Consider the following 17,360-nt stretch of genomic DNA (forward strand, 5'->3'; position numbering starts at 1 on the left):
GTTCCTACCATGCACCTGTGGAGGACCGTGGCCCCGGGACGGATCAGGCTCCTTCTTGTCCCTCCTCTTCCTGCGCTCCCTTCTCTCCTTCCTTTAGCATACCCTGCTTTTGCAGTTTTTGCTGGAGGGAGATGACCAGTTGCTCAGTTAGTTCGTCGCGATTGGCGGGGGTAAGCTCCAGAAGCCGTACGCCGGGGCGTTGCTTCAGCTCGTCGGCCCAGGGGTAAGGGCGCTGGACGATGGTGCCAACAAGTATACAGGGGCTTTCAAGGACGGCATTGACGGTCTCACGAAAGGCAGCGGAGAAGAGTTCCATTGGCCCTATTTCATCGATGACAACTACGGGGCGCGTTTGCAGGGCATGCTGGAGCGCTGCCAGGCCCACAGATTCCAGCGCAGTCAGGTCGACGCCGTAGCGGCCCACGCGCAGCGGCCCACTCTGCGCGACGCTGGCCAGTAAGCCGCGCTCTCCCTCAAGCGTGACAAGTTCGAAGCCAGTGCGCTGGCCATTGATGCGTACCTCTTCGGTATAGAAGCCGCCGCAGCGCTCGGGCCCAAGAGCCGCAACGAGCTTCTTAATAGCCGTGGTCTTGCCGCTTCCTGGCTCTCCAGTCAGCAAGTAAACCTCTCCCATCTGACTCCTCCTGATTATGCCCTCAGACTAGTGCTCTGGCGTTCTCAGCAGCGGCAGGCGCGCCAGGCTTAGCCGCCCATTCAAGACCGGATGTTGCTGCCCCCTGGTAAAGGCGACGACGCCCTCTGCTACACGCTCGTAAAGGCGACTGAGACTGATGGTGGCCTCCGCAGGCTCATCGCAAGAGGCTTTCTCGGTGTTGCTCAGGGCTTGCTGCAGAAAGTAGGTAAAGACACCCTGGCCCAGCCGCCCATCTTCGCGCGCTACCTCGTCGTCATCGCAGGCTGCCAGAATGACCCGCCCTTCGCCGAGAGGCAAATCACACAAGCGGGGCTTGGGGAGAACCAGGCTGCGCAGGCCGATCCGACGATTGTGCAGAGCAGGACCCTCAAAGGTGCGTCCCCCGGCTCGCCCGCTGAAACAGGTGTCCAGGATGACAACAACCAGCCGTGAGGCGATGCGTTGCACGAGCCGGATCAGATCTCGTTCCAGATCGAGACCTGTCGCAAAAATGGCATCGTACTCGGTATCGTGGGCGATCAGGTAGCGCGAGACGCGATCGGGAGCCTCTCCTGTCTCGGGTGAGCCGTGACCGGCGAAGTAGAGTAGGACTGCGTCTTCGGGGCGGGCTTGGCGCGGAAGTAGCTCACCAACGGCCATGAGAATGGCTTTGCGCGTGGCGCGCTCATCGGTCAGAAGCTGCAGGCTGAGGTCCTCAGCCGCCAGGCTGCTGGCGAGCTGAGCGTAGAAGCGCTCGGCATCCCTGGCCGCATACTGCAAGGTGCCGATGCGCCTGTCCTCGTAACGATTGATCCCAACAAGGACCCCGTGTAGCTTCATAAGGCCAAAGCTTTCTGCTCTCCTGGGAGGCCGCTGCCTCGTGTTGCCACTGCGAGGAGATAATACTCCTTTTGTCTAAATTGTGTGATTTTATATACTTATTTGTAAATATTGAAAATAGTAAATAGATAATCGTAGATCTGGTTGAAAGAGAAGAATAGCATAGATATATTGCTAGAGCAGTGAATTTTCAGGTATAGAAAGCAAATGAACAAAGATGACGATAAAGGGGGAATTGGCCCGTGACTGCCGTATTTTACTGGAGGAGGGAACAGCAATCATGTATGGATAACAGCCTCATAGGTATGGACCTCGGCATGAGACCAATCCAGGAGATCGGCCAGCTCCTCCTGAAAGGCGGCCAGGTCGCGTCGGCGCGTCTCCTCATCAGGCATCTCGGTGTCCTTCCAGATCAGCAGAATGCGTAGTGTCTGGAAGTTAGGTTCCTGTTCGTCTTTCAGGACATAGCGTGCCACTGTGCCGGGGAAAAGGTGGCGATCCTCTTGTTGGATGGCCCTGAGCTTCTCAATTAAACGCGCCTGGCAGCCGGCGCGTACGGCAACAGCAATATCGGTCACGACCAGGGTTCCGCGGCTGCGATAGACGCGCCAGGAGGGGGAGCGAACGCGGGCGCGTCCCGATGGCTGAGGTTTAAAGCGCCGCACCTCCTCGACGGGCAGGATAAGCATATGACCGATGCGGCGAGCCGGCAGACGCCCCGCCATCACGTACTGATAGACCCGCTTATCGGAGACCCCCAGTATCTCGGCGGCCTCCTTGACGGAAACATAGCCTGGCAGACCAGGGATCGTGACTCCATCTGACATGCACCTAGTATAGTAGTATATATACTTAATTGTAAAACTAACTATTGAGATATCTATAACATTACTTACTAAATATCTACATTTTTTAGAAAATATAGAAATATGGCGAGGAGGGCGCAGCTTACGAGAGGGCCGGAAGGCAGGCGATGGGGGGAGAGATATCAACAGCCAGAACTTTCTGATATAATGGGTACCCACTCTGGAGCATCGGATTGTACCGTAGACTGATAACAGATGCATCATGCGAACGAAAACGGGATGCCTGGCCGGGCATCCAGGAGGCAGCAATGGCGGAGCAGCAGGATCAGGCTTTGGTGAAACAGGTGATGGAGACCATTGAAAAGGAGCATGTGCGCTTCGTCAACCTGGAGTTCACCGACGTTGTTGGCATGGCCAAATGTGTCACAATCCCTGTAGAGCAGTTTCCCGACTGCCTGGAGCGCGGCAAATGGTTTGACGGCTCCTCAATCGAGGCCTTCGCGCGCGTGGCCGAGAGCGATATGTATCTCTTCCCCGATCTACGTACTTTTGCCGTCCTCCCAGTACACGTACGGCCCCAGGCCCTGAACCGTGAAATTGCCGACCAGATGCAGGCTAACGACGTAGTGGCCCGGGTGATTTGCAATGTGATGACACCGGATGGGGAGCCGTTTGAGGGGGACCCACGCGCCACTCTTTTGCGCTCGCTTGAGCTAGCCGAGTCAATGGGATATCGCTTTCAAGTTGCGCCCGAACTAGAGTTTTTCCTCTTGCGCTTCGAGAACGGCGGACCGACGCCGCTGCCCCATGACCGTGGCGGCTACTTTGATCTCTCGACCGACCTGGCGGCTACGGTGAGACGCCAGATGGTGCAGGCCCTGTTGCAAATGGGCATCGCCATTGAGGCCAGCCACCATGAAGTTGCGGCAGGCCAGCATGAGCTAGATTTCCAGGCTGGCGACGCCCTGTATATTGCCGATGGCCTGGTGACTGCCAAGTATGTGCTCAAAGCCATCGCCGCTCAGCACGGTCTTTATGCGACCTTCCTGCCCAAGCCCTTTTACAATGTCAGCGGTTCAGGTCTGCATACCCATCAGCAGTTAATTGATATCAAGACAGGGAAAAACGCTTTTTTCGATGAGCATGGCGAATACGGTCTTTCTGAAGTTGGCTGTCATTTTCTGGCCGGCCAGCTCGCCCATGCTCGTGGCATGTGCGCTATTGTGGCTCCACTCGTCAACTCGTACAAGCGCCTTGTGCCGGGCTATGAGGCCCCTGTCTATGTCAACTGGGGGCGGGTCAACCGCGAAGCTTTGATCCGTGTGCCGCGTCCCGGCAAAGACCCCCAACTCTCGGCGCGCATTGAACTGCGCAGCTGTGATCCTAGCTGTAACCCCTACCTGGCGCTGGCGGTTATGCTTCGGGCCGGACTGGATGGCATCCAGCACCGCTTGCCGCTGCCACTGGCGATGGATGAAAGCCTCTTCCTGCGCGATGAGGGGGAGCCGCTCAGTCGGCTATCGCGCCTGCCTGCCACGTTAGGAGAGGCCCTTGATGATTTGCGCCAGGATGCGCTGATCCGCGAGACGTTAGGCGACCTGATCTACGAAGGTTTCCTGGAAGCGAAATCAATTGAATGGAACGAGTACCGCAAGCATGTGCATCCCTGGGAGCTTGAGCGTTATCTGCCCATCTTCTAAGCCTGATAAGAAAAGAGCAGTAGCCCGCGGTAAAGCCTCATCTCGACCGCCTGCTCCGTTGACTAAAAAGCGACCCGGAGCCAGGTCGCTCCGAGTCGCTTTTTTTTTTCTCTGTTCTGGCGCGCAGGCCAGCCCAGCCGGCCCGCTCGCTGCGTTTCTACTTCCCCACGAAGGCCACCAGACGACAAAAGGCGGCCTCGCCCCCGTTAAACTTCCACGGAAAGCAGCCGATCCAAACGCGCTGGTCCAGCACCTCATCGATCATCCCGCCAGCGTTCTCAACGTGGAAGACCCCATGTGGGAAGAGATCATAATGCATGAGCTGCAGGTCCTCATCGGGCCAGATCTCTTCCAGAGGCCGACCCAGCTTCTCGGCGCACTTGGCCGCCAGGTCCGGGCGAATCTTGCGAATGACCGTGTTCATTGGATGGTCCATTGAGCCGGCATCAATGGCGAACCAGGAAATCTTGCGATCAAGCACCCACTGCACGAATTCCCGCGTCGGGCCGGGGTGCTTGACGAAATAGCGCGTCTCGTCCGGCTGGCTCTCGCCGTACCAGTTACTGGGATAATACTTGTGGTAGCCAGTATGGACAACGACAATATCGCCAGGCTCAATGCGCAGGCCCGTCTTGCGCTCCCACTCCTCGAAGTGGGCTGAAGTGTAGATATCGTAGTCGCCGATGCCCATTGCCTCCAGGTCAACCACCACGCCAGGCCCGACCAGCTTGTCGAGCGGAATGCTCCCGATATCCTGGCCATTCGTAATAAAGTGCAAGGGCGCATCGAGATGGGTTCCCACGTGCAGCGTCGACGAAATATGCTGTCCGCCTACTTTATCGAAAGCCACGCGCTTGATCCACTTGACGGTCGGCCCTTCATAGGTCGCGAAGCCTGGCGTGTGAATATCCCAGTTTTGCGAAAGGTCAAGCACGCGTACATGACTTAGATCAATCGGATTAAAAGGCATCCGCTTTCCTCCAGCGCACAAAGTTTGAAGAGTAAGTTATGCTCTGACCGCGGCGACAGCGGCGTAAACCTCACAGAGTTGGTGGGCGCGGTCACTCGTCGCCGCTGCGGATAGCATCGAGAATCATCTGATCGATAAGCTGCTCAATCGGCGAGCGATCATCAGTAAAGAAGACGTGACGTCCCTGCTCCTCGCGCAGATTGCCAAAGGCCAGGCTGGCCTGAGCAACGCTGACCAGCAGCGGATTGGTCAGCATGGCCGTATTGCGAGCGAAGTTACTCAGGGAGGTTGTCGCGTTCGTGCCAACGATGATGCTATTGGTAAAGCGTGCTGTATCTATAATATAGACATTCGGAAAGACCGCGTGCATGGTCTGAGCGAGCGTCTCCACGAGGCGGAAATCATGGCGCGTGCGCCCGGCGTTAATCACAGCCACGCCAGTCGGCGTTAAATGGGCGCGCACCTCACTGAAGAACTCCTCGGTTGCGAGCTGGAAGGGAACATAGGGCTGCTGATAGGCATCGATCCCGATGAGATCATATTTCTGTGTCGTCGTGCGCAAAAAGTAGCGCCCATCCTGGACAATCACATGCAGGTTAGGCTCATTCATCGCAAAATAGCGGCGCCCCAGCTCGACAATTGCAGGATCGATCTCGACGCCGTCGATGGGGATGGGGCCATAGGCCGCAGTAATTTCGCGGGGGATGGTCCCGGCGCCCAGGCCAATAATGGCAACGCGATGCACCATTGCCGGCGTAAACGGCGGCTTGTTAAAGTAAGGCGCAATCATAAAGTAGTCCCAAGGGCCGCCCGTGAGAATCGTGGTTGGGTCATAGACCGAGTGCACCGCCTGCCCTTCGTTGAGAATAAGCTGCATCTCGCTGCCAACACGCACCACCTGAATGTAGTTGTAGTCGGATTCGCGTTCTGCGATAAGCACCCCGCCGCCGTCGGTGCCCGATGCCGGCTTAATCGGGCCGCGCAGCGCCAGGAACTCCAGGCCCAGAGGGATCAGGAGCAGCAGAGAAAGAAGGCTCTTCTTGTTAATGCGAGCGGCGTGCTTGCTATCGCGAGGGGGCCAGCCACCATTACCTGTGCCGAGGCTGCTGACCACCAGACCAAGGATTGAAACCAGCAGCAGCGTGATGGCTGTCACCAGGAACGTGAAGCGCGTACCGTAGTTCGGAATCAGCCACAGGACGGGCAAGAAAGTGCCCACGATACTGCCGGCGGTCGAGATAGCATAGAGCTGGCCAGCCAGCCGACCCGAGCGGCCTACCTGCTGCAGGAGCAAGCGGATGGCGAAGGGGGAGACACAGCCGAGCAGAATAACGGGGATGGCGAAGAGCAGAATGACGGCGGCAAGCGAACCGATGAAGACACTGGCGGAGTAGGTGGCGAAGGCGTTGAGCGACCAGAGCAGGATCGGACGCGAGATGAGGGGAATCAGGCCGATGGTAAAAGCGGCGATGGTGGTAATCAGGTAGAAGACGATTGGCCGGGGGAAACGATCGGCCAGACGGCCGCCAAGATAGTAACCTGAGGTCAAGTAGAGCAGAATGAGGCCGATCAGGGCCGCCCACACGAACTGCGAAGAGCCGAAATAAGGGGCAAGCAAACGCGAAGCGGCCATCTCGACCCCCAGCGAAGCGGCCCCAGCCACAAAGACAACCAGCACCAGCAGCCACTTTTGCAGGGGATGCGCTGCCGCCGGTGCGATGCTCTCTTCGAGATGTGGCTTTTGCTCATCTGAGGTGACCGTTGTCATGACACCAACTCTCTTTCAACAAGGTGACAATCTGGCATCAGGCCTTTGTGCGCGTGTATCGACAGGTGAGAGCGAGGGCCGAGGGCCAGCACCGCCACGCCTGGCTCAATGAGTCGACTGGTAATTATCTCTCCAAGGCAAGCGGACAGCCAATTAACAGCAACTGTGCGCGCTGAACGGCGACGAAAGTGCCGCAGACGCCTGTGTCCCGCCCGCCCCTGGCTGAGCTGAAACGCCGCTGAGGCAGACTACGAGCAACTGGTACGTACGTACCCCACGTCACACTCACCTGGCTCTTATGCTGCTGCTCTATAGCGGTCTGAGCCGACCTTGGAGGGAGCCGCGGCTAGTATACATATCCAGGAGGGCTAGCGCCTTGCTCTCCTTCGCTGCTACCTAATGATATCATGCTGATCAGACTTTGCCCACCGGCTTGCTACTGGCTTGCAAGGAAGCAACAGGCTGCAGCATAGCATAGATGCTACAGCCTGTTGCTTGCCAGTCTGCCTGAGCGCTGCAGGCTGGGCCGATCATTCGCCCTCTGTCTGACTGAAGGCCTCTGTTGCACTGCAGAGGTGGCCGTCGAACAAGGTGGAGCGCCAGAGCCATAGGCCTGGCTCCGGCGCTAGCGCTGCTCTGTTTGGCGGCGCGCTTGTAAGAACGAGAGAATCAGTGATCCAATCAGGACACCTAGCAAAACAAGCTCCATCGTACTAAAGGTGCGACGTCCCGCCATCTGCACAACTCCTTTCCGCTATGGCTTGCTTATTCAGCGATTACCACTGTCTTTGCTGGGGCGGACCAGCTTGATTCAGCGCACCCACAATTCTTGAGGATAGCCCAAACTATCCTTGCCGTAGACACGTACCAAATGGAAATGTTGGGCCACCCAACTATGATACCCCTCAACCTCTTCGAGGTGAAAACGTGAGCTAAAGAAAAGAATGGCCCGGACCTGCGGCTGCTCGCTGGCAGCGATCAGGTCTTGCAGCGTTAGATAGCCGCTGCGCAGACGTACCGTTGACGTATCGACCAGCCAGGGAGGGGTGTCACGTCCAGCCAGAGCTACTGCCAGCGGTTCATCGCTAATTACCAGGTCGCCCGGCTGCGTGAAGCGCTGCAGGTCGCTCGCCGCCTGATGCAGCGGCCCTGTAGGTGTAGCGGGCAGTGGGGGCTTAAGCAGGTAGAAGATGTCTTGCCCGGCTGCGTAAGTGCAACCAGCCGCCAGAACGATCATGGCGACCATGCTGGCCCTGGCCAGGGTGCGCTGAGTCTGGCTGCTGTTCGCTTGCAATTGGCGAAGCAGCAGCGGAGCGGAAGAGCAGCCCAACACACTCAAGCCAACAAGCGGCGGCACCAGTGCAACCAGATGGTGGGAAAGCAGCGGTCGCTGCTCCAGCAAGACAAGAATCGTTCCCACCAGCCACAAGAGCAGCGGTATCACACGCCAGTCGCGACGTAGCCCAGCCACGATTGTCCCCGCAAGCCCCGTGAACGTTAAAGGAGTGAGCAGGCCTTGCAGCAGCAGAGGGAGCGTAATCGTACGAAAAGTATAGCGAAAGACCGCGTTCGAGTCTGTGTGAAATGAGACCATGCTCTGTATCATGATCGCCAGGGAGCCAATCCAGGGCAGGAACAGCGCAAGCGCCACAAGCACAAAAGCAACTATACCGGCCACTGGGGCCCAGTATGCCAGGCGTTCCCCTGACGACGACGGGCGCTCAGATGCGCGGATCAACTGCCAGAAGCGCATGAGCACCAGAAAGCCGATGGGTAGCAGAGCTGGGACAACCAGAAACTTTGTCATAATGCTGAGGGCTAGACTGGTGCCACTCAGCACCGCTAGAGTTAGACCACGCCCGCCAGTTGGCTGCTTCCACCACTGAAAGGCCAGGCCGACAGCCAGCAGCGATAGAGCAACTGAAGGACCATCAGCCTGAAGAACGCGCGCTTCATGAAGAAACGACACGCTGGTCAAGGTTAGGAGCAGTGCTATAAAGGCCCCTGTATAGCCATAGAGGGCCTTGCCAAGCAGCCAGGCGCCGATCAAGCCCCAGAGCGAGAGCAGGGCGATGGCCAGCCGTCCTGCCCAAAGGCTTTGCCCTGCCAGCATATAAATCGGAAAGACCGATTCCAGAAAGAAAGGTGGTTGCGAGTAAAAAACCTGGCTATAGAGGGCGAAGCCGTGACTCATGGCGCGCAGCGACTGCAGATAGACACCTTCGTCAAAGTCGCGCTCTAACGGTTGCCCAAGCTGATAGAGACGCATGCCCACCCCGATGGCTAGCAAGAGGCACAGCGCAGCTCTCAGCCACCATCGAGAGCGTACGCTCCGGGGGCCATTGGTCGCGGATACGGGGGCCTGGCTATCCACGATAACCTCGCTAGTCATGATTTAGACCTCAAGCAATTCTGGGGGCTCTCCCGAGAGAGAGACGTATTCCACTATACAACACGATAATGCAATGGTCACCAACTTGAGAGAAATGGCCTGGTCTGCTTCGAGGAGAGCAAAAAGATTCACGCCGCAAAGAGAGCGGCGTGAACAGTGGTCAGCACTAGGAGAAGGAAAGAAGCACAACAGTAGCAGGGAGCGCTCGCCTGGCAGAGCGGCGGCCTGGTCTGTACGGCCAGCAGCTCCCCTCAGCCTCCTGGTTGAGGAGCTGCCTCGGAAGCAGCGCCCTCGCCTGCAGCGTGACCGTTGCTGGCTGGCAAGAGGGCCGCATGCCCATCGCCATCAGCTTCATCCCGGCTCAGACCCAGCACCGGCGCCAGCTCGGGCAGCAATTCGACCGTCACACGATGCGTATCGGCCTGATTGATCAGCTCCTCGACCTCCTCGGGGGTCAGCTCATGGCGCTCAATCAACGACTCGGCTACTGCAATCACGGCCTCACGGTGCTCCTGCAGCAGGCGTTTCACGGCTTTGAACTGCGATTGAAGCACGGCCTCGATCCGCTCTCTGAGCTGCCCCTGTGGGAACGAAGTAGGCTGCGGGCCCTCTTCAGGGGACTCTGGAACGAAGGCGCCATAGGAGATCAGCGTACCGTCCATGCCGTAAAGCCCAATATAGGAGGCGGCCAGCTCGGTGGCATGGCGCAGGTCAGCGGAAACCCCATTCAGTTGCGTATTCAGAAACAGCTCCTCAGCGGCGCGGGAGGCCAGATCAACCTGAATGTGAGCCAGTACCTCCTCTTTGCTCATGGTAAAGATAGTCTCCTTTGGGCGCGGGAGAGCAAAAGCCGCCGCAGTCTCCAAGCCGCTGCGCTGATGAATCGTCACAAACGGTGGTAGAAAGCGTTCCAACAGATAGTAGGAAGCCACGGCATGGCCTGCCTCATGATAGGCGATACGCCGGCGCTCCAGCAGAGAGAGGTTGCTTTCACGGCGATAGCCCAACTCATGAACATCCTGGGCCTCGATAATATCCTGATAGCTCACGGTATCGCGCCCAGAGAAGTAGGCAATGATCACGGCCTCGTTGATCACGTGCTTGATCTCCACCGGCGTGTAGCCCGCCATGCGGTAGACCAGGGCATTAATCGAGATGTTGGGATCGTGCTTGACCTTATCCAGGTAGTACTCAATCACCTCGCCCCGGTATTTATCCGTCGGCGGAGCCACATGGATGCGCCGATCAAAGCGGCCTGGGCGCAGCAAAGCTGGATCAAGCGCCTCGGGCAGGTTGGTGGCCCCAATGGTCAGGACCGGCTCGCGCTGGACTCGCCCGTGATAGAGGCCAAGGACGCGCAGAATCTTCTTGAACCAGCCAGTTTCAACTGGTGGCGGGTCCATCTCCATGAGAAGCTGATTGAGGGCCCCCCCAATGCCCATGAAGCCAAAGAGGCCGCCGCCCATTGCGGGCACTGGGATGCGACTCTGACGCGAGCGCGAGGCTCCGAGGGCATCGATCTCATCCAGGAACAGGATACATGCGCCGTACTCCCGCGCCAGCTTGCGCGCCCGCCGGTAGAGGCGCATGATAATCAGCACGTCGATCCCCCAGAACATATTACGAAAGCTGGCGGCGCTGGCGTAGCCAAAAGGAACCTGAGCTTCGCTGCTGATACACTGAGCCAGGTAGCTTTTGCCCGTACCAGGTGGTCCAGAGAGCAACAGCCCTCGAATAGGCTGACCGCCCATCTCGCGGAACTCTTTGATCCCCTGGAGAACAGTCACAATGCGCCTCGCCTGCTCCAAAACCTCTGGATTGCCCTTGTAGTCCTTGAACCCAACGCCCGTCTCACCAGGCATCAGCCAGTAGAGGCGGGGACGGCCCAAAAACCAGAAGAGGGCAATGAACTGGATAAGGATATAGAAGATGGCGAAGGCGATCTGGAACAGATAGGCAAAGATTGCCTCAGGTGAGGGAGCGCTCAGCTGAGGAAAAATATTGCTGAAAAAGTACCAGAGGGCCAAGCCGCCGAGAAGGAGCCAGAACCAGTTATGACGGACAAAGCGCCCGAACTGGTCGAGGCCCAGATCGATCGACCTATCTAGCTCCTCTTGCTTCTCGAAAGGTTTCTCTGTCGCCATGAGCAGTCCCCTTTTCGATACTAGCTGGGGTCGGCGAGCGACCTCTTTGACTGTGACCAACTAACAAGCAAGCTAGAACCGTCTCGCCTATGCTCGCAAGGTTTTTCAAGCCCAAAGCTTTAAACCTGACCAACTGACTCGGGTCGCAGCCTCGGAACGGAGCAGCTCACGCTATCTCAGGGCGTTCCGAAAGCTCACAAGGTGAATATAGAGCAGCAATCCGCCATTTTGGGGCAAAGTCGTGAAGTGCCAGAGCATGAAACCGCTGGTGCCTCCGCCCGGCCCGCGCGCTCCCAAACTCACGCTCACCACACTGTCGACGGTCGTGTCTGATTGCTGGTAGACGCCGATCACGCGGATATTCTGCCAGACCAGATTCGTCTGTTTCTCACTGTACTGGCTGACCAGCTCTGCCGGATCTGGGGGCTGAGCCATCTGCAGCGTTGATTGCAGCATGCGCAACGTTGCCACGTCGCCATCCCGCAGCGCATAGAGCCAGTCTTTGACTTTGTCGCCTCCGCCGCTGCCACCATTAATATGAAAATTAAACTGATCCTTAGCAATGCCTAGCGGCCACTCGCCTGTCAGCGCATAGTTGGTGACAGTCGCGGTAGCCAGGAAGATTACCACCACCCCCAGGCTGAGCCATTTATGGCTGCGAATCAGGGTGACCAGGTAGTAGATAGCTTTGATCGGTGGGCGTAAGATGGCCTTAACCTTGCGCGCAAGAGGTCTCTGCCCCAGACGTGGATGCAGCGGTGTGGCTCTGAGCTGCTTTGACTCGCTCCTCTTCGCTTCCGGTAATCGCGGATAGGTGGGTGAAGGGTGAAGCATAGGACGCGCTCCTAAAGAAAGAAAGTCGGGACAAACAAGCTGCCCGTTGGCGCGGCGAGATGAGCCACTCGCTCGCTCACTCACTGACTCGCCATAACAGTCCCCTATCCTGCTGTCTCTCTTGAATCCTGCATATATTTCGGCCCGTTCTCTTCTGTTCAGCGACTTCGCTGCTGTTCTGACGTTGCTCGTAAGACCGGGCGCCTTATTTTTACTGTATTGTACGGTGTGCTAGCCTGGCTGACAAGTCATTCCTGTGAAGAAATCAGCAACTGCCTTCCAACTGACGCCTACCTGACAAGTCTGGCAAGCGACTGGTGTTTTGTCCCCCAGCCGTGCGATAATAGCCCCCGGCGGAAAGCCGACAATGGTCTCTGGACTGGGCGCTGACGAAGCATGATGCGCAAAGGACGAACTCGCAGAGGAAAAGCTACAGGAAGCCAGCGCCGCCGTCGCAACTACAACCGGAAGAGGCAGCAGCTACGGAGCAAGGCGATCATCTTGCCGCTCGCCGCCCTGGTCGTGGCAGCGCTGCTCTGGCTTATCGCTGACCCCCTTGCTCTGCGAGGGGGAAGCCGCTACGCGGTAGTCGGCTCTCCCTCGGTGTCTGCCGACTTCATTGATCGGGTGCTGACGGCCTATGAGTCGCCAGCGGCGGGCAAGGGCCAGGCGCTGTACGCTGACGGTGTAGCTTACCATATCGATCCCGTTTATGCCTTGGCCTTCTTCTTGGAAGAGAGCCGCTTTGGTACCGCCGGCGTAGCACGCGTCACCCATTCTCTGGGCAATATCCGCGCGCTGCCTGGCGAGGCGAGCTATGAAGGCTACCGACGCTATACGAGCTGGGAGCAGGGATTTACTGACTGGTATCGCCTGATCGCTGAGGAGTATGTGGCTCGGGGCTTGATCACCGTTGACCAGATTGTACCGGTCTACGCTCCTGCTGCTGATGGCAACGATGTGGCTACCTATATTCGTACAGTGAAATTGGCCGTTGATAGCTGGCGGTCAGGAAAAGTATTTGTCTAGCCAGTCGCGCGCTGCGAGTCTATCCAGCTAGAGCTACTCGTGGCCATCAGGACAACATTCATTTGGGGTATAATGGGAGGACCAATCAGAAGCAGCTCCGCACAGGCTCCTCTCTCTGAGGGTGCGATGCACTGCCAGCCTGTCATGATCGCGAATGGAACAGGCAGCATCGCGCGTAGCGGCGCGGGAGCTGATGCAGAGCGGATAGGCAGGTGTTGCTATGGATGAGGCTGCAGCGAAGGAGAAAACCTCAACCAGTGGGGCCTATATCTGGTTCCACTATAAAACACAGTTTGCAGCGCAGGGGCGTCTCCATGTCATTCAAGTGGAGGTGCCAGTACCTGTCAACGCCAGCGCTGAAGAGCGTGAGCGTCTCCTGCAGGAGGCGCTGAGCGGCCTGGATCAGTTCAGCACGCGTCTGGAGCAGCGTCTCAAGCAAGTGCCAGCACCGTCGACGGCTCCCGCAGCTTCGCCGGGCGGAGATGAGAGTGGTGAGAGTGGGCGCTTGTCGCCCTCCCATCCAGCCGGCGCGCGTGAGTTCCAGGTGGAGACGCGCTTTAGCCAGCGCCCGCCCTCGGCTCCTACCGCCTCAGCCGCAAGCCGGAGGCCGCCCTCCGCCTCGCCGCTCCGGCGCCGCATGGCTCCCAATTTACCCTCAACGCCGGGGGTCTTCGGCAATCTCCATAGCGACCTCACCCTCCCGCAGTTTTTACAGATCCTGCGCGATAACTTCAATATGGATTCCAAGCAGGCTATGAAGCTGCTCGGGGTCAGAAGCCTCAGCAACCTCAACCTGCGCGAGGCTCTGGATCAGCTCCGCTACCTTGTCTCTCAGCGGAGCCAAACAGCCAACGTCTCCCCAGTGGGCAAGGCCCTCTCTCTAGAGCAAACCTATCCTGCTGTTTTCTCACAGCGCGAGTGGAGTCAGGGCCGTACTCGCGAGGAACTGATCATCGAGGATGAAGAGCTAGAAGAGACAGATCAGGTTCCTGATGAGAAAGATAGAGCAGAGCAGCCTCCTTCTCAGGAAGATCTCTACGCTGAAAATGCTCTAGATCAAGAATATCAAAAAGAATATTCAGAAGAAGATGATGATATCTCAGAAAGACGAGTAGTCGATGAATCTGAAGACTACGAGGAAGAAATTCTAGATGAGGATAGAGAAGAGGAAGCTGATGAGGAAGAAACAGAGTTGGGTGCGGCGGGTACAGAAAAGCGGCAGCTCTCATTGCCGGAGCGTGTTCATGCGCGGACGCTCTTGAACAAGCTGCGCGAGATTCGCGGTAAGACTCCAGCCGGCCAGGAGCGCCTGGCCGCTCTCTGGAACGTCATTGGCGACCAGATCAGCGAGGATGAGCTGCGCGAGCTAATAGGCCGCATCTGGGGAGCTACGGCGCTCAAGCAGCTCAGCCTTGATCAAGTCGAAGCATTGATCTCGTGGGCCAAGCAGGACGACTTTGAGCGCGACGTTGCTATGATTCTGGCCCTGAATTAAACGAGCTGGAGAGGAGAGACGACCATGCGCGTTGTTGCCGGCGAAGCCAAAGGGCGGCGCCTCAAATCGCCACGCACGCCCGGCACTCGTCCCATTATTGACCGTGTCAAAACAGCACTCTTCGATATTCTGGCCCCACGCATTGAAGGCGCCCGCTTTCTGGACCTGTTTGCCGGCACCGGCAGCGTAGGAATCGAGGCGCTTAGCCGGGGCGCTGCCTTTGCTACCTTTATCGAAATCGATCCGCGTGTTCTCAGGATTCTGCGCGAAAACCTCCAACTGACCGGATTGCATGAAAAAGCTGAAACGCTGCGCACTGATGCCTTCAAGTGGTTGATGGCCCAAGCTCAGCCGGAGGCCAAGGCGGCTGTCAGTAGCGCTGCGCGTTCCCTACCCGGACGGGCGGCGTATGATATCATTTATGTAGCCCCGCCGCAGTATCATCAGCTTGCCGCTCGCGCGCTGGCTTTGCTTGATCGCTCATCACTGCTGAGCAACGATGGCCTGGTGATCGTCCAGATTCATCCGCGCGAGCGAGATGAGCTGCTAGCGGTGCCGCTGACGTGCCTGACCCTAGAGGACGAACGGCGCTACGGCAGTACCCTGCTGCTGTTCTACGCCGTCAAAAAGGAGCTTACTGGCTATGACACTCAAGCTGGAGAAGCCTGACTATATTGTGGTATACGTGAGCGATATGGAGCGTTCAACGGCCTTCTATCGCGATGTCCTCGGCCTGCCTCTGCGCTTCAGCTCGCCGGGCTGGACGGAATTTGAAACCGGCTCGGTGCGCCTGGCGCTCCATCGCGCTGGTGGCCAGGGACAGGCCCAGTTCTATCCAGGGCGGCCACCGGCTGGCGTCGCCCATTTGGCCTTTGTGGTGCCCGACATTCAGGCAGCCTACGAAGAGCTGAAGGCGCGCGGAGCGACCTTCTCCCAGCCGCCGGAAAAGCAGGTGACCGGGAATCTGATTGCCGTGCTGCATGATCCCGATGGCATGGGCATCACCCTCCAGCAGCGTCTGACATAACGGCGCAAGCAAAGAGGCCTCTCTTCTCGGCTAAGCAGAGGTAAGTGAAGGAGTCTAAACTATGACCACCGGTGGACCGGCCCGCGGGCGCTTCGCCTTTCTGGATGCTGGCGAAACGGCCCGCCGCCTGGGGATCGATCGACGCACACTGGAACAGTGGGTCCAGCAGGGACGGATTCGGGCCTACAAGGGGGTAGGGCGCGACTACTTTTTCAAGACAGCCGACGTAGAGGCGCTCTACAAAGAGTTGCACCCTGAACCTGAGCTGGCCCAGGCCATCGCCGCCGATGAGCAGGAAAGCGCCGAGGCCGCGGGTAGCTCGGGTGGCCCCCAACCTCTCCAATTCGTGCCTCGGCGCAAGCAACAGGACCCGGCCATGCGCGTCTACCTGCGCCTGCAAGCCGACACCAAGTGGTACGACGTTTCAGAGGATGACATCCGGGCCTGGTTTATGCAGCTTGCCCCGGAAGGCTACGAACGCAATCGACGCAATGCCTTACATGCCATCCAGAAGCTACAATACCTGGTCAGCCTGATTGAAGAGGCGCAGAAGCGCACGCCCTAGCTGACAGGCCGGGGCCGCGCTGCCCAGGCGGTCAGATGACTCCACGGCTTGACTGCATCCTCAAGCCGGCGCTGGAGTCGCCTGGCCGCCTTACTCTGTGGAGATGAGGCGAGAAAAAGGCCTCGTACTTAAAGAGAAGAGAGGCAAGCGAGCAGCTCGGCCACCTCACGGACAATCAGATCGGCGCCGCGCTCGCGGTACAGATCCACCTCATCGGGGAAGACCCGCATCACAGCCAGAAAATCAGGCTCGCCAGGAGCCTGGGTACGCCGATAATTCAGGACGAGATCGAGATCGTCAGCCGTATCGCCTACGTAGAGACCGCCAGCAGCCTCCACGGCGGTGATAGCCAGGCGCAGCGCTCGTGGATCAGGCTTCAAGCAATCATCGCCGCTGATCACCACGTCCCACCACGGTCCGCCGCAGTGAGCGGCCAACCGTTCCAAAGCGCTATCGACCTCGGGGCCGATGCGGCCCGTAATCAGGCCCAACTTGCGCAGGCCGGCATCGTGCAGACGCATTGGTAAATCAGGCGGCAGCAGCAAAGTTTCACGATGAACGAAGCCGGGCCAGTCTGGCAGATAGCGCGGTTCGCGTCCAAAGCGGCGGCGATACTCAGCCGCGCCCCAGTAAAATTCATGGCACAGCTCGCCCACTAGCTCATAGTCAGGCAGGGCACTGGCGGGAATCACCGAGCGCACCCAGTCCAGGCCCCCGTGTCCTTCCAGCATGGCAGCCCGTGCTAGCTGCATCCATTCGCGATTGCTGCGCTCCGCCAGGGGAGTTCCACGCCACTCACGCAGCTTGGCTGTATAGAGTCCCGCCAGCAAGTAGCACATATGCCAATCGTCATTGAAGCCGCCGGCTTGTTTAAAGAGCTTAACATCATCGAGCGTCAGCAAGGGGCGACCCTCAGCACGGCCCCAATCCAGGCCGTGGAGCGTCCCCACAATATACTCAGCCACGGCGATATCGGTAGCGCGGAACGATTCGCTAGTCTTGATTAGAACGCCATCAACATCAAAAAAGAGCGTATCACAAGGAACAGGAAGACGCAGACCATCACGTTTCCAGGGTAAAATCGATTCCATCGAAGAAAGACGATCCTTTCTCTTAAAATTGAGTAAGTAATTAACAATGAAAAGTGTAGATCAAG

General features: G+C 58.1%; 15 protein-coding genes. 6 read left to right on the top strand and 9 right to left on the bottom strand.

What is annotated here, in order from left to right; genetic code table 11:
• Window positions 1-43: 43 nt before the first annotated feature.
• The 3 genes from AC6H1L_RS13260 to AC6H1L_RS13270 all read right to left on the bottom strand — a co-directional run bounded on the left by AC6H1L_RS13260 (window position 44) and on the right by AC6H1L_RS13270 (window position 2,301).
• Window positions 44-634, bottom strand: coding sequence for an NTPase (locus AC6H1L_RS13260; protein WP_497597965.1), 591 nt, complete (start codon window positions 632-634; stop codon window positions 44-46).
• A gap of 27 nt (window positions 635-661) precedes the next feature.
• Window positions 662-1,474 carry a caspase family protein gene (locus tag AC6H1L_RS13265; protein ID WP_497597966.1) on the bottom strand — a complete coding sequence of 271 codons (813 nt, stop codon included), beginning with the start codon at window positions 1,472-1,474 and terminating at the stop codon, window positions 662-664.
• A 278-nt stretch (window positions 1,475-1,752) separates the two neighbouring features.
• Complete coding sequence (locus AC6H1L_RS13270) at window positions 1,753-2,301, bottom strand: helix-turn-helix domain-containing protein (protein ID WP_497597967.1); 549 nt, start codon at window positions 2,299-2,301, stop codon at window positions 1,753-1,755.
• A gap of 287 nt (window positions 2,302-2,588) precedes the next feature.
• On the opposite strand from AC6H1L_RS13270, the gene AC6H1L_RS13275 reads away from it, so the two are divergent.
• Complete coding sequence (locus AC6H1L_RS13275; protein WP_497597968.1) at window positions 2,589-3,980, top strand: glutamine synthetase family protein; 1,392 nt, start codon at window positions 2,589-2,591, stop codon at window positions 3,978-3,980.
• A 157-nt stretch (window positions 3,981-4,137) separates the two neighbouring features.
• On the opposite strand, the gene AC6H1L_RS13280 is transcribed toward AC6H1L_RS13275, so the two are convergent.
• The 5 genes from AC6H1L_RS13280 to AC6H1L_RS13300 all read right to left on the bottom strand — a co-directional run bounded on the left by AC6H1L_RS13280 (window position 4,138) and on the right by AC6H1L_RS13300 (window position 12,172).
• Window positions 4,138-4,950: a cyclase family protein gene (locus AC6H1L_RS13280; protein ID WP_497597969.1), complete on the bottom strand. Its 813-nt coding sequence runs from the start codon at window positions 4,948-4,950 to the stop codon at window positions 4,138-4,140.
• A gap of 91 nt (window positions 4,951-5,041) precedes the next feature.
• Window positions 5,042-6,718: a spermidine synthase gene (locus tag AC6H1L_RS13285; RefSeq protein ID WP_497597970.1), complete on the bottom strand. Its 1,677-nt coding sequence runs from the start codon at window positions 6,716-6,718 to the stop codon at window positions 5,042-5,044.
• A gap of 811 nt (window positions 6,719-7,529) precedes the next feature.
• The gene (locus AC6H1L_RS13290; RefSeq protein ID WP_497597971.1) at window positions 7,530-9,110 is read right to left on the bottom strand and encodes an ArnT family glycosyltransferase; all 1,581 of its coding nucleotides are present in this window, start codon (window positions 9,108-9,110) and stop codon (window positions 7,530-7,532) included.
• A gap of 251 nt (window positions 9,111-9,361) precedes the next feature.
• Window positions 9,362-11,254 (bottom strand): AAA family ATPase, encoded by a 1,893-nt coding sequence (locus AC6H1L_RS13295; protein ID WP_497597972.1) that lies wholly within the window; start codon window positions 11,252-11,254, stop codon window positions 9,362-9,364.
• A 171-nt stretch (window positions 11,255-11,425) separates the two neighbouring features.
• Window positions 11,426-12,172: a hypothetical protein gene (locus AC6H1L_RS13300; RefSeq protein ID WP_497597973.1), complete on the bottom strand. Its 747-nt coding sequence runs from the start codon at window positions 12,170-12,172 to the stop codon at window positions 11,426-11,428.
• A gap of 312 nt (window positions 12,173-12,484) precedes the next feature.
• Here AC6H1L_RS13300 and AC6H1L_RS13305 point away from each other — a divergent pair, with 312 nt between their 5' ends.
• The 5 genes from AC6H1L_RS13305 to AC6H1L_RS13325 all read left to right on the top strand — a co-directional run bounded on the left by AC6H1L_RS13305 (window position 12,485) and on the right by AC6H1L_RS13325 (window position 16,204).
• Entirely contained in the window at window positions 12,485-13,117 is a 633-nt protein-coding gene (locus tag AC6H1L_RS13305; protein ID WP_497597974.1) for a glucosaminidase domain-containing protein, read from the top strand.
• A gap of 220 nt (window positions 13,118-13,337) precedes the next feature.
• A complete protein-coding gene (locus tag AC6H1L_RS13310) occupies window positions 13,338-14,612 on the top strand; it encodes a hypothetical protein (RefSeq protein WP_497597975.1) in 1,275 nt (424 codons plus the stop codon).
• Window positions 14,613-14,636: 24 nt separating this feature from the next.
• Complete coding sequence (rsmD, locus tag AC6H1L_RS13315; RefSeq protein ID WP_497597976.1) at window positions 14,637-15,281, top strand: 16S rRNA (guanine(966)-N(2))-methyltransferase RsmD; 645 nt, start codon at window positions 14,637-14,639, stop codon at window positions 15,279-15,281.
• Window positions 15,256-15,639, top strand: coding sequence for a VOC family protein (locus AC6H1L_RS13320; RefSeq protein WP_297159661.1), 384 nt, complete (start codon window positions 15,256-15,258; stop codon window positions 15,637-15,639). Before rsmD ends, AC6H1L_RS13320 begins: the two co-directional genes overlap by 26 nt.
• A gap of 61 nt (window positions 15,640-15,700) precedes the next feature.
• The gene (locus tag AC6H1L_RS13325) at window positions 15,701-16,204 is read left to right on the top strand and encodes a helix-turn-helix domain-containing protein (RefSeq protein ID WP_497597977.1); all 504 of its coding nucleotides are present in this window, start codon (window positions 15,701-15,703) and stop codon (window positions 16,202-16,204) included.
• Between the two features lie 128 nt (window positions 16,205-16,332).
• On the opposite strand, the gene AC6H1L_RS13330 is transcribed toward AC6H1L_RS13325, so the two are convergent.
• The gene (locus AC6H1L_RS13330) at window positions 16,333-17,295 is read right to left on the bottom strand and encodes an HAD family hydrolase (protein WP_497597978.1); all 963 of its coding nucleotides are present in this window, start codon (window positions 17,293-17,295) and stop codon (window positions 16,333-16,335) included.
• Between the last annotated feature and the right edge of the window lie 65 nt (window positions 17,296-17,360).

It is taken from the genome of Thermogemmatispora argillosa, assembly GCF_059696725.1.